Source organism: Pedobacter sp. CG_S7, from assembly GCF_040544395.1.
Classification (GTDB): Bacteria; Bacteroidota; Bacteroidia; order Sphingobacteriales; family Sphingobacteriaceae; genus Pedobacter.
The window spans coordinates 1-12,987 of sequence record NZ_JBEONS010000021.1; the positions used below are offsets into that span (position 1 = coordinate 1).

The following is a 12,987-nucleotide window of genomic DNA, read 5'->3' on the forward strand; positions in this document are numbered from 1 at the left end:
AAAATACATAAAAATATCCTAAATAACAAAAAAAACAAGTGTAATTTATTGTTAATCAATTAGTTAAATCACATATTGCCTTGCAACGGTCTTAATACGTAAATTTCCCCTGAAAATCAATTCGGATAACGTAATTGGTTTGAGCATCTACCAAACTTCTTAAACGACTTTCACTGAGTAGTAATTTTTCCTGAATTATTTTACTATCAGTAATATCCATACAAGCACCTATAAGGTTAATTGCTAAACCAGTGTTATCTAAAATCACTTTAACACTCGACATCAGGTGCCTGACCTCAGCATTTGGATGCACAATTCTTTCCTCAAATTTTACAGCCTTTTTTGTACTTAAAACACTACCCATGATTACAGAGACCCTTTCGGTATCATCAAGATGCAATAAGTCTAAATAGGCTTGAAATGTAGCCTTAAAAGTTTTTTTATTGAGGCCGAATATAGTATAAACTGTGTCCGACCAGCTAACCGTATTATTAATAAGATCCCATGACCATACACCAAATTGCGCTAAATCCTGGCATTGCACCATTAATTTATTAGTTTCCTGCAAGACCTGCAAATTGCGCCTATTTTCTAAAATCACTTTCAGGAAAGCTATAATCCGCTCCATCATCTTGGATTCTTCTTCATTTGGGGCAATTGCATCAGCATAATAAACACCAAAAGTAGCCGTAACCTCATTTTCGACATTCATGATCGGGTAAGCCCAACATGCTTTGATGTTAGCATTTAACATCATTTTCCACCGATTAGCCCACCTGGGGTCATTTTCTATGTCAGGAATAATGATATGATGTTTTAAAAAAGCACAAGCGCCAGAACTCCACACAATTTTATTAATCGGCATGCCCTCTACGGCAATTAAATAATTTTCAGGAAGCGCTGTAGCTGCCCATTTATATAACCTGTTATTTTTAACCTGAAGTATAGCAAGCTTCATTTTCGGGAAGATTGCTTCAAGGCCAACAAGATAAGCCGACAAGACTTCTTGCACATGTACTTCTTTTACCCGATTTAATTCGAGTATTTTTTTTTCTAAAAATTCAAATTCACTTAAACGTTTAGTATTTGTAATATCTACCATAAAACCCCGTAGCATCTTAGGTATTCCATTTTCGGAAACAACAGAAGCAATGTCTTTTATCCAAACATAACTTCCATCAGCCTTTACCATCCGGTAGTCAAAAGTAAAATCCCTAGATCTTTTTATTTGTGTTATATAATATTGAAGCACCAACTTCCGGTCGTCAGGATGGATGTGATTTTGCCAAAAACTAGGGTCTGCCATCCACTCTTCGGCAGAATATCCTAAAACTTCTTTTACGTGCTCACTTATAAACGCACCCTCAAAAGTCTGCGCATATCTGCCTCCCATACAACCACACCTACTTTTTTTAATAAAGATTGGAATAGATGATTAGACTCATCATGGGCCATAGTTATTTTATTGTTTTCAGTTATAACTTGAGTAGTTCCATACAACCGCACACATTTACCTTCATTAATTTCAACCCTTCCTTTAGTCCTTACCAACATTTCATTCCCCTTGGCTGTTTTTAAAGCATGCTCAATATCAATTAAATTATCATTATTTCTTGCATCCTCTACAACTTTTGCAATCACTACCCTGTTTCCATTCGCCTTATAAAAATTGACAATAGAACCCAATTCAGGCCTATAACTCATGTCAACTTCATGAATCTGCTTTAGTTCATCAGACCAGGTAACTTTGTTATTGCGTAAATCAACATTCCAGGTTCCAATTCCAGAAATAGCCTGACTTTCCTTTAATAATTTTTCATTTTTCTGTAATTTTTCAAGAGCTACATCCTTTATTAATTTGTTATTTACCGAAGAAGTAACATCAGTAGCAGAACAAAGAATATATTCAACGGTATTTTGATCATTGAAAATAGGGGTAATTAAAACCTCCAGGTAATTTATTTTAGAATCGAGCACCTTATTTACCGATGTTTTATATTGATGTGAAGGCAGCTTGACCGGTTTTTTATTCCTTAAAACTTTCTTCAAAGCAGCGTTCCATCCAGGAAATAAGTAAGCGGGATTATTTAAGGAAGATTTTTAAAAAAAACGCCCAACAAGCTCTTCCCGCTTCAAATTAAAAAAAAGCAGAAAAGCTTTATTTACGCCAACAATGGTAAAAGTAGGCGAATTAGGCAGCAAAACCAGACAAGGTGAAGGTAATACCTTGAAAATTTCGATAAGATAGTCAGGCCTAATCATACAGTATAAATTTAAATTAATCGCATTATTTCGATAGATAATATGAATATATGCTATTATTTATAGTTAAATACTAATAATTTAAAAATAAGGTCATTTTTTTATTTCTATAAATATATATTAAAGTATAATGAACAGCCAAAAGCCTTGTTGTCGGAATACTCTAGCCATCAGTATTTTACCATTGTTCTGTATTTTCTATTCCGCAAGCTTTAGCATTAAACACAGGATCTTTTCCTTCTTTACGCTGTTGCTGGTAGTCTTTTAATGCCTTTAATGCAGGTTTACGTAAAAGCAAAATAGCAATCACATTCAACCATGCCATTAAACCTACACCTATGTCGCCTAGGGTCCATGCCGCCTCTGCTGTTTTTATTGAACCATAAAAAGTTGCAAAAAGGATTAGCAAACGCAACAGGTTAAGCATCCATTTATTACCACTTTTATCTAGATAACTTAAATTGGTTTCTGCTATATAATAATAAGCCATTATTGTAGTAAAAGCAAAGAATAAAAGGGATACAGCAACAAAACCAGCACCAATAGATGGAAAATGGTGACCTATTGCAGCTTGTGTGTATTCGGCACCTAATTTTGCGCCGGGCAGATTTTCGACAATAAAGCCACCTTCAGGATTAACGACATTGTATTGCCCTGTAAATAAAATCATAAAGGCGGTTGCCGTACAAACAAATAGCGTATCAACATAAACAGAAAAAGCCTGAACCAAGCCTTGTTTAACAGGATGGCTAACTTCTGCAGCAGCTGCTGCATGAGGAGCGGTACCCTGACCAGCTTCATTTGAATAAATACCCCGCTTAATACCCCAAGATACTGCCATACCAAATACCCCTGCAAAGGCTTCTTCCAAACCAAATGCTGATTTAATGATAAGCATGAAGACAGAAGGAATTTGAGTGAAATTTAAAACCATAATCACTATAGCCATAAGTACATAAGCACCCGCCATAAAAGGAACGACTATTTCAGCTACTTTACCAATTCGTTTAACCCCACCAAAAATAACCAGAGCAAGGAAAAGAACAACACCGATACCAGAATAAGCAACTGGAATATCGAAAGCGTTATGCATACTTAAGGCAATACTATTGCTTTGAACTCCAGGTAAAAAAATCGCTGTACTTAATACAGTAGCCACAGCAAATAGAATGGCATACCATTTAACGCCTAAACCTTTTTCGATATAATATGCCGGACCACCCCGGTACTGACCATTATTTACCTGTTTGTAAATTTGTCCAAGGGTAGCTTCAATAAATGCAGAAGCACTGCCTAAAAAAGCAATCAGCCACATCCAGAATATGGCTCCTGGTCCACCCATTGCAATTGCAGTAGCCACACCGGCGATATTACCTGTACCTACTCTACCGGAAATAGCAATTGCAAAAGCCTGAAAAGAACTCACGCCTTTTTCAGATGCTTTTCCATCAAAAAGCAATTTAATCATCTCTTTGATGTACCTAACCTGTAGAAACCGGGTTACAATTGAAAAATAAATTCCGGCTCCTAAACATAAAATGATTAAAGCATCACTCCAAATGATATTATTAACTTTATTGATGATTTCTTCCATTTATACTTTAAAATATTGGGCAATAAACACAGGTAAGGCAATAAAGTAAGTTAAAATTGATGAAAATGTCAAAATTTAATTCCTTTTTACCTCAAAAAACTAGAAGAATATACAAAAAATATTATTTTAAAAGTCGAAACTAAGTCTTCTTATTCGATTGATTAATTCTATGCACGCCCTGCTTTCTTTATAAAGGTATGCCGTGTCGTTGGTGTTGAGATCCAAAAAATGATCATTATGCGAACTTTGAATAGCTGCACTTAAAAATCTTTGATCAGCACTAATTTGCCAGGCGTTAAAAAAAGCTATACTTGATTTCCATTTTTATAATTAAAATGGTATAACCCTAAATATTTATCAAAGTTTTTAAAATAGCTGGTTACTAATAGTTCTTAATTACAATTGTAAAAGAATTAAGCAGCCAATTATAGTTGTGCGCCTTAGGTTGTAATTAAATTAACATTTTTAGGTCATCATCTAAAAATAAACGAATCTTAGCATACATTTTGTATTAACAAATACGTTTAGAAATGTATAAATGTTGAAAACGTAAAATTGCGCTATATAGAGAGTCGAAATAAATAAAATAATATTTTAAAACAGCAAAAGAACTTAAAAAGGGAGTTTAATCGCGTTATTTTCTATTAATATTGTCTGCTTATGGTTATTTAACCTTTTTTAACAAAACAAAACCAATTATTTTACTATAAAAACCTCATTAAATGATTTTTTATACAGAAAAACGGATTAATTTTCAATCGAAATATAAAAAAGATAAAAATAAATAAAAATTATAAGTGTATTTTTGACACTAAGTAAAAATAATTCATATATTTGTATCACAAAAAAACAATATTTTGATTATTAAATAAAGCATATTAAAATACAATTCCAAAAGATTACAGAATGACTAAAAAAACAGTCAAAAGTAAATTTGGAAAATAAGGAAAAACCCGTTCATACAGGTTTATATTTGGTTAGAAAAGGGTGGTGTCTGGATGGAGCAACCCTTTCTTTTTTTAACTGAAAAATTTTAATACTTCAAAAAATATAATAATTGAGAAATTAATACCTGCTTATTTTATAGCGCTTCATTTTGGCAATAATAAAATTATAAGCCACATTTAAATAATTTGTTTTCTCCTGCTGATAGTTATAGCTCGATCTGTATAGGTCGCTGATCAATAGCCTTCCATTTTCATATTGCTGCTCCGTTAATTGCAGGTTTTTTTCAGCTATTTTAAAATTGGCCATTGTAAGGCGGTATTTTTTCTGATAAAAATCAGCATCCCTGCTTGCTTCTAAAAAATCCAATTTATTTTTATGCTGTTGATCTTTATAGGCCAGAGCATTTGCATCTTTTTGCAATTTCAGCTGGTTAATTTTCTTTTGTCGATCCAACCCTTCGGTAATGGGTATCCTTACTCCAACATTTAAAAAGCTATTGCCATTCCAGTTGGAACTTTTAAACAGTTCAAAGTTCTTATCGAAATAATTTGCCCCATAATAAGCCTTCATACTTAATAAAGGAAGATAGCCAGACTTAGCACCATTGATTTGTGTATTTATTAATAGATCATTTTGCAGAAGACTTTTTAAAGCGAAACTTTGGGTACTATCAATCAATATATCCTTTTGATGCAGGAGGAATAAACTTTCAATACTATCTGAAAATTCAATTTCCACTTCAGCCACAGGCTCATACCCTAAATAATATAAAAGTTGTGCTTTGGAATTGCTAAATATTTTTTCTGTTTCCTCAAAATTACCCAGCGTAGTATTTCTATCTCTTTTCACCTGATTAAGCTCTATTAAAGTTAACCTTCCTAAATCAAACTGTTGCTGGCTCATCTTCAAAATCCTGGCTTTGGTAAGTGTATCTGCTTCTGATAGCTTTACCTGTACTGAGGCAACCAAGGCCATTGCATAAGCAATACTCACATCAAAATAAAGATCGTTCTCCTCTTTCTCTTTTTGCAATCCACTAATTTCCTCCTTTATTTCAGCTTCTTTAACTGCTTGCTTTCTTTGCGGATTAAATAAATCTATTTGTGCATTTATACCTGTATTTGCGGTCCATTTGGTGGCAAATCTTAATGGAAGAATCTCTCCTTCAGGTGCATTTGGATTAAAAGCATTTGCAGGAACTGGTGTAACAGGAATAATTAGGTTTCGCTGTAAATTAAAATCAGTATAAACCTGAGGAATTCTTTTCCATTTAGCTTGAGCGGTAACTTCTTTTGTTATTTGTATATCAAGACCTTTTGCCAGTAGCTTTGGATTGTTTGTTAAGGCAAGTTCTATCGCTCCTTCTAATGATAAATGCATTTTAACAGGCTGCTGCTGCTGTGCCTTGATTAAAAAAGGTATAAAAAAGATTCCGAATAAAGTGCTTAAGGTGAATTTCATTGGTATAAAAGTTAAAAAATAGAGGCTGGTTCTAAACGGCTAATCTTTACAACAGCAAACAAAGAACCTCCAACGGAAATTACAAGTGTAACTGCTAAAAGCAGCAAACTAAGTTGCCAATCTAAATTAATAATTAATCCAGCACCGGCTACTGCATTTTTAAACAGTATAAGCAGTGCAATCGCAATAAGAAAACCAATAATAGCAAATAAGAAAGCTTGGGTCAAAATTAATCTTGTTACAAATCCATTGGTAGCCCCAATAGCTTTTAAAGTCCCATAATCTACCAATCGATCTAATGCAGAAGAATATAAAGTTAAACCAATGATAAAAAAACCACTTATCATAGCAAACAACACTAAAGAACCAAAACTGACCCCAATATTTGAAGTGACTAATATTTCAGAGAGCGTTGATTTTTTAAGTTCAGACACAGGCCATGCTTTAACGCCATAGAAGGTTTTATTAATCCGATTTACTAATACATTAGTAGCAACTCCTGGTATGGCTTTTACCACAACAATACTAATCTTATCATTAGGGAACCCACTATAAAAACGTGCATTATCCAAACTAGTATACATGTAAAAGCCCCCAAAAGCTTGAGCATTTTTGGTAAGCACCTTAATAGTAGCCGCTTTATTATTTAACTCCAGCATTTGTCCGGCATGCAATTCAACACCCAAATTTTTAGAATTGAAATACTCAGCAGAAATTGCGTCTCGCTGATAAAGGTCATTCAGGCTCCCTTGAATTATTTTAGAGACATTAGGCCCTGCAACAAAAAAGGGCCCATCACTACCCACTAAATTAACTGGGGAAGTTTTACTACCATCAAATGTAATACTGGCATTGGCAATAACCACGCTATAACTCTCTTGCACACCCTCAATACTTTTAACCTCTCTTGCTATGCGCCCATCAATTTTGCTAAGCGTATTTACATTATTAGTACTATTGTCCAAGATCCAAATATCTTGATCTGTTGAATTAGAATTGACAATAAGGCCACTCATCAGGCTTGTTAAATACCTTAAAGTGCCTAATTGTTGCCCAATTAAAAAAATGCTAATTACAATACCTATAATAACACCAATACTTTTGGGTTTATCAAAAATCATGAATTTTAATGCAGTACCTATTATAGCCATTTATTGAATTTGAATTGTACACTCCACTTTCGAATTAATTAACAGTTTTTTATTTCCGTTTAAGCTTACTTTAAACTGTCTAACCCTCCTATCAGTGATTTCTCCTGCCTTTTCATAAAACAGCGACTTATTCTCTAATATAGGTGAGAGGTAAATGACTTTGCCCTGAGCAATTTGCTCTTTATTACCTACGTAGTTCACTACAACATTTTGCCCTAATTTTACCCGATCAGCAAACATTTCATCAATTTCGCCATTGAGTATCAAATCAGTATTGGGTGCCAAGGTAGCAAAAGGTGTTAAAGCATTGATCGCTGCACCCACTTTTGCATCCAGGTTAACCAAAACTCCATTTTGCTTCGCCCTAATAAATTGCTCACTTAAGGCAAGCTTTGATTGCGCTAACTGTTTTTGAAGGGTTACAACTTCCGATTCACTGGCAGCTGACCTATTTATAGCGCTCTGCAGGTTAGCTAAAATTACATCATTTTCTTTCCTTTTTAACGTTACATTATACTTGGTATCTGCCCCTGTTAAAGCAAGCTTTAAGGTTATATTAAGGTCTTCCTCTTTTTCTAATAAAGCAGCCCGGTATTGCAAAACATCAGCGTTGTCTGCAGCGGCACGTAATTTTTGAGCTATAATTTGCTTACTAGCTATATCAACAGCCAAAGCATTAGCCTGATCGTCAATTTTAAGAATCAGGTCACCTTTTATAAGGGAATCTCCTGCCTTTTTATAAAGCGTTACTACTATACCCGATTGAGGTGCAGAAAGCTGAACCAAACCTCCGGCAGGTTCTACTCTAGCTATTGCAGCAACTATTTTAACATTCTCTGGCCGCGATAAAGAATCTTTAATTGCTGCCTGCTTTTCTTTTTCATTGCCTTTGTCATTACCACAAGAAAACAGGAATAACAACACTATATATAAGAAGTATTTCATCGATGTAAATTTTTATTTATAATCAGCCTCATTTTCCAGCCTATCTGAAACTTTTCCCTCTTCTACGTAAACTATCCGATCGGCAAATGGCCTTAAACGCAAATCATGTGTTACAACAACAACGGCCTTTCCATTTTTAGCCAATTCTTTCAGATCATTCATAACTAAAGCTGCGCTTTTTGCATCTAAAGAAGCAGTAGGCTCATCGCAAAGCACAATGGCAGCATCAGTAACCAGCGCCCTTGCAATAGCAACCCTTTGTTTTTGTCCACCGCTTAATTTTTTAGGAAGACTATTTAAGCGGTCTCCCATATTTACGCTCTCTAATGCAAGAATAGCTTTCTTTTTAGCGGCTTCGGTGCTTTCTCCTTTAAGCAAAAGTGGCTGCATTACATTTTCAAGGGCATTGAGCGGATTAATCAAGTTAAAGTGTTGAAAAATAAAACTAATATTATTTAGCCTGATTTGAGCCAATTTTTTTTCAGAATAGCCCGTAATATCATTGCCCTGGATAAAAACTTCACCTTCTGTTGGATAAATAACACAACCAATAAGAGATAACAAAGTAGTTTTACCAGAGCCAGAAGGCCCCATAATTAACATCAGTTCTTTGTTATGAATATCAATAGTAGTATTATCTAATGCAGTAATAGTTGTATCACCAGTTTTATAAACTTTTTTTGCATCTTTTAAAGAAGCGATTATTTCCATTTTAATGAGCTTGGTAACCTTTAATAAATGACAATAGTGTAATATAGGTAATTATATATTCAGTTATTTCCATATTGATTTAACAGAATACCATTCTATTAAACTAAAATAAGCTCTCATTACCAAAAGATAAATATCCATAAGTTAAACTTATTTATATGTAATTTTCAATGATGAGGAAAATCACTAAAGAAATTAAAAATCTGAAAGTCTGAAATAATTTTTAGTTAAATTTGGTAAGGACATTGAACAATATATATGAAGATACTACTTACTGGCGCTACAGGATATATCGCACAAAGATTATTGCCAGTGTTGCTTGAAAAAGGGCATCAGATTATTTGCTGTGTTCGGGATAAACGCCGGTTTAACAGCACAAAGTATAACAAGTTTGACATTGAAGTAATTGAAGTTGATTTTCTGAAGCCGGAGACCTTAAATAATATCCCAGATGATATTGATGCCGCTTATTTCCTTATGCATTCCATGTCTGGCGGCAAAGAGGATTTTTCAGCAACAGAAAAGGAAGTTGCTCAGAATTTTAAAAACAGAATAGAAAAAACAAAAGCTAGGCAAGTAGTATTTTTAAGCGGCATCGTTAATAGTGATAAACTTTCAAAACACCTCAATTCGAGACTGCATGTTGAAGAAACATTAGGATCTTCGGTATATGCGCTCACCACATTACGCGCAGGCATAATTGTGGGTTCTGGAAGTGCCAGTTTCGAAATCATCCGTGACCTGGTTGAAAAACTACCCATTATGATCACTCCAAAATGGCTCAATACAAAGTGTCAGCCTATAGCCATAAGAGACGTTTTGACATTCCTTAGCGGGGTACTATTAAACGATTTCACCTTCAACAGGAATTACGACATCGCAGGGCCAGAAGTGCTCACATACAAAGAAATGCTATTGAGGTTTGCTAAAATAAGAGGACTCAAAAGGAAAATAATTACAGTACCTGTTATGACACCCAAAATTTCTTCTTATTGGCTATATTTTGTTACTTCGACCTCCTATAGACTCGCCACAAATTTGGTAGATAGTATGAAAGTAGATGTTGTGGCAAGACCAAATGATTTAAAGGACAGATTAGGTATTAAACCGCTAACTTATATAGAAGCCATACGATTGGCATTTGGAAAAATAGAGCAAAATCAAGTGATTTCAAGTTGGAGGGATGCAATGAACACAAATGCTTATCAGTCTGGATTCAAAGAACTGGTTGAAGTTCCACAGGCAGGTTGCTTTAAAGATAAAAGATCGATGAAAGTTGACGACCGCGAAAGGGTACTAGAAAACATCTGGTCTATTGGTGGTAAAACAGGCTGGTATTACGCAGACTGGCTTTGGGGTATTAGGGGTTTTCTTGATAAAGTATTTGGCGGGGTAGGTTTACAACGTGGTAGAACAAGTTCTAATGAAGTTTTTACAGGAAGCGTAATTGATTTTTGGAGAGTAATACTAGCCGATAAAAAAGAAGGCCGTTTGTTACTATATGCAGAAATGAAACTTCCTGGAGAAGCATGGCTGGAATTCAGGATAGATGAGAATAATATACTTCACCAGATTGCCACTTTTCGTCCGCTAGGTATATCTGGCCGATTATATTGGTATGCTGTACTTCCTTTCCATGCTTTTATATTTAAGGGAATGTTAAAAAACATGATAGCTAGTAAGCATTAGTAAAGTTAATTCAAACAGACTAAAACAGCTATATTAAGATCATGCTTCTATCAAATTTAAAACGAATAAAGCAAATAATAACAAATATCAGCACATAAACTTTGGTATATTTGAGAAAAACATAAACTTTACCCAGTTTGGAATTAATTATAATCTTTTGCCTTACTTTATTAAATGGCTTTTTCGCATTATCAGAAATTGCTTTGGTTTCTGTAAAAAAAAACAGGATGGAGCACCTTGCTGCACAGGGCAATACAAGAGCAAAATCTATACTTGTCCTATTAAAGAACCCTGAACATTTCCTTTCTTCTGTACAAGTTGGCATCACGCTTATTGGTATTATTTCGGGTGCATATGGTGGCGCCACATTGACCGATGACATGGTAGGGCTGCTTTCTGGTTTTGCCTTCCTGGGTGATTCTGTACATACGGTTTCTTTGATCATTGTGATTGGGGGAATCACATATTTTACCATTGTAATAGGCGAATTAGTGCCTAAAACAATTGCTATGAATAATTCTGAAAATATTGCTCTGATTACAGTTCCAATAATTAAAATTTTTACGCTAGCTACTTTCCCTTTTGTAAAACTACTTTCTTTTTCAACTAACATTATTCTTAAACTATTTCGCATTAAAGAAAACGAAACAGAAAAAGTAAGTGAAGATGAATTGAGGTTTATGTTAAAAACTGCCGGCAAACAAGGAATTTTAGAAAATGAAGAAAGCCAGGCAATGCAAAACCTTTTTACTTTTACAGATCAAACCGCAAAATCACTGATGACACATAGCTCAGAGATAGAATGGATAAATTACAACTGGGCTAAAGAAATCATCTTTAATAAAGTAAAAGAAAGCGTCCATTCAAAATTTATTGTGGGCGATGGCACTATTGATCAAATTAAAGGTGTCTTTTCTATAAAAGATTTACTGGAAAACTACAACCAGCCTAATTTTCATCTTGACAAGATCATCAGCCGCCCCATTTATGTACTTCTGAACACCCCTGCTTTTAAGATTCTAAACTTGTTTAAAGATAAAAAGCAATACCTTGGTGTTGTGGTAGATGAGTTTGGCAGTGTCCGTGGAATCATCACCCTTCATGATTTGATAGAAGCCATTGTAGGTGACCTGCCAGATGAAGATGAAAAAGAAGTAAATCATATTATCCGTAGAGAAGATGGCACTTATTTGCTCAATGGCAAAACCTTAATACATGAACTGAATCATTTTTTCGAAAAAGAAATCATTGAAAATAACTTAAGTCATTATGTTACTGTTTCAGGGTTTTTAATTGATCGTCTAAAATCCATGCCTCATGCGGGTGATATAGTTAGTTATAAGAATTTCCATTTTGAAATCATGGATATGGATGGGGTGAGGATTGATAAAGTCTTAATGACAGAGAATATTATTAAATAAACTGCTTTACCAAAGAAGCAGCATTTACTCCTGGCTGATGATTCCATTCTCCACAGCCATAGTATAAATTTCTATTCCATTCTCCTGCTAATTGCGAGTATAGTCCGCACAAAAAAGCTTTTTATCTACCTGAGATAACAGTTTAACTAGTCAAATTTGTTAAGAACAAGCTTTTAAACAATAGAAAAATAGCTTAAAATACATGATCAGACTCTATTTACCCTTATTTTTGCCCTATCAATGATTAAGTTAAGATCATGGGAAAATTAGTTTTTAGAGCTTATATCTAACAGTAATAGAACACTGTTAGCACAATGCCTGATTGCGTATGCATCGCGCTAACATTGCGTAAGTATTGCGTTAACATTGCGTTAACCTGCATTTAGTCACGTTTCGAAATACTTTCTTAGGTAATTTTATTTTAAGAATGGAAAACGATAGTCTTAAAATAAACACCTGAGGGGTGAATCCATTATTTAGTAGAAAACTGAATATTTTGAGTTCCTTTAAAGCAAAAAGCCTGCAATCATATGATTTGCAGGCTTTTTAGTGTATTTGACGTCTTATCTTGCGGACCGGACGGGACTCGAACCCGCGACCTCCGCCGTGACAGGGCGGCATTCTAACCAGCTGAACTACCGGTCCGTTAATCTTTTTAAGATCGTTTGTCCCTTTCGGGGTATTAGTAAAAAAAAAGAACACTCTGTAGAGTGCTCTTTTGCGGACCGGACGGGACTCGAACCCGCGACCTCCGCCGTGACAGGGCGGCATTCTAACCAGCTGAACTACCGGTCCGTTGATCTTT

At 34.7% G+C, this 12,987-nt stretch carries 9 protein-coding genes and 2 tRNA genes; 2 read left to right on the forward strand and 9 right to left on the reverse strand.

Going from position 1 to position 12,987, the window contains the following annotated elements; all coding sequences use genetic code 11:
* Positions 1-91 precede the first annotated feature (91 nt).
* The 7 genes from AAKU52_RS11745 to AAKU52_RS11775 all read right to left on the reverse strand — a co-directional run bounded on the left by AAKU52_RS11745 (position 92) and on the right by AAKU52_RS11775 (position 9,072).
* Entirely contained in the window at positions 92-1,393 is a 1,302-nt protein-coding gene (locus AAKU52_RS11745) for a PAS domain-containing protein (RefSeq protein ID WP_354333639.1), read from the reverse strand.
* Positions 1,351-1,977, reverse strand: a complete 627-nt coding sequence (locus tag AAKU52_RS11750) for a PAS domain-containing protein (RefSeq protein WP_354333641.1) — start codon at positions 1,975-1,977, stop codon at positions 1,351-1,353. The genes AAKU52_RS11745 and AAKU52_RS11750 overlap by 43 nt, the downstream gene beginning before the upstream one ends.
* 463 nt (positions 1,978-2,440) lie before the next feature.
* A complete protein-coding gene (locus AAKU52_RS11755; RefSeq protein ID WP_354333643.1) occupies positions 2,441-3,856 on the reverse strand; it encodes an alanine/glycine:cation symporter family protein in 1,416 nt (471 codons plus the stop codon).
* Positions 3,857-4,921: 1,065 nt separating this feature from the next.
* A complete protein-coding gene (locus tag AAKU52_RS11760; protein WP_354333645.1) occupies positions 4,922-6,265 on the reverse strand; it encodes a TolC family protein in 1,344 nt (447 codons plus the stop codon).
* An 11-nt stretch (positions 6,266-6,276) separates the two neighbouring features.
* On the reverse strand, positions 6,277-7,416 hold the full coding sequence (locus AAKU52_RS11765; RefSeq protein ID WP_354333647.1) for an ABC transporter permease: 1,140 nt from the start codon (positions 7,414-7,416) through the stop codon (positions 6,277-6,279).
* On the reverse strand, positions 7,417-8,361 hold the full coding sequence (locus tag AAKU52_RS11770) for an HlyD family secretion protein (RefSeq protein ID WP_354333649.1): 945 nt from the start codon (positions 8,359-8,361) through the stop codon (positions 7,417-7,419).
* A 12-nt stretch (positions 8,362-8,373) separates the two neighbouring features.
* Entirely contained in the window at positions 8,374-9,072 is a 699-nt protein-coding gene (locus tag AAKU52_RS11775) for an ABC transporter ATP-binding protein (RefSeq protein WP_354333651.1), read from the reverse strand.
* Between the two features lie 258 nt (positions 9,073-9,330).
* On the opposite strand from AAKU52_RS11775, the gene AAKU52_RS11780 reads away from it, so the two are divergent.
* Both AAKU52_RS11780 and AAKU52_RS11785 read left to right on the forward strand, forming a co-directional pair.
* On the forward strand, positions 9,331-10,761 hold the full coding sequence (locus tag AAKU52_RS11780) for an SDR family oxidoreductase (protein WP_354333653.1): 1,431 nt from the start codon (positions 9,331-9,333) through the stop codon (positions 10,759-10,761).
* Between the two features lie 137 nt (positions 10,762-10,898).
* Complete coding sequence (locus AAKU52_RS11785; RefSeq protein ID WP_354333655.1) at positions 10,899-12,182, forward strand: hemolysin family protein; 1,284 nt, start codon at positions 10,899-10,901, stop codon at positions 12,180-12,182.
* Between the two features lie 571 nt (positions 12,183-12,753).
* On the opposite strand, the gene AAKU52_RS11790 is transcribed toward AAKU52_RS11785, so the two are convergent.
* Positions 12,754-12,827: transfer RNA gene (locus tag AAKU52_RS11790), tRNA-Asp, on the reverse strand.
* Between the two features lie 76 nt (positions 12,828-12,903).
* Positions 12,904-12,977 (reverse strand) — tRNA-Asp (locus AAKU52_RS11795).
* Positions 12,978-12,987 lie beyond the last annotated feature (10 nt).

What these genes read in the sequence shown, in the direction of transcription:
- AAKU52_RS11745 (WP_354333639.1), bottom strand. Translation starts at nt 1,393, where the DNA reads ATGGGAGGCAGATATGCGCAGACTTTTGAGGGTGCGTTTATAAGTGAG.
- AAKU52_RS11755 (WP_354333643.1), bottom strand. Translation starts at nt 3,856, where the DNA reads ATGGAAGAAATCATCAATAAAGTTAATAATATCATTTGGAGTGATGCT.
- AAKU52_RS11760 (WP_354333645.1), bottom strand. Translation starts at nt 6,265, where the DNA reads ATGAAATTCACCTTAAGCACTTTATTCGGAATCTTTTTTATACCTTTT.
- AAKU52_RS11765 (WP_354333647.1), bottom strand. Translation starts at nt 7,416, where the DNA reads ATGGCTATAATAGGTACTGCATTAAAATTCATGATTTTTGATAAACCC.
- AAKU52_RS11770 (WP_354333649.1), bottom strand. Translation starts at nt 8,361, where the DNA reads ATGAAATACTTCTTATATATAGTGTTGTTATTCCTGTTTTCTTGTGGT.
- AAKU52_RS11775 (WP_354333651.1), bottom strand. Translation starts at nt 9,072, where the DNA reads ATGGAAATAATCGCTTCTTTAAAAGATGCAAAAAAAGTTTATAAAACT.
- AAKU52_RS11780 (WP_354333653.1), top strand. Translation starts at nt 9,331, where the DNA reads ATGAAGATACTACTTACTGGCGCTACAGGATATATCGCACAAAGATTA.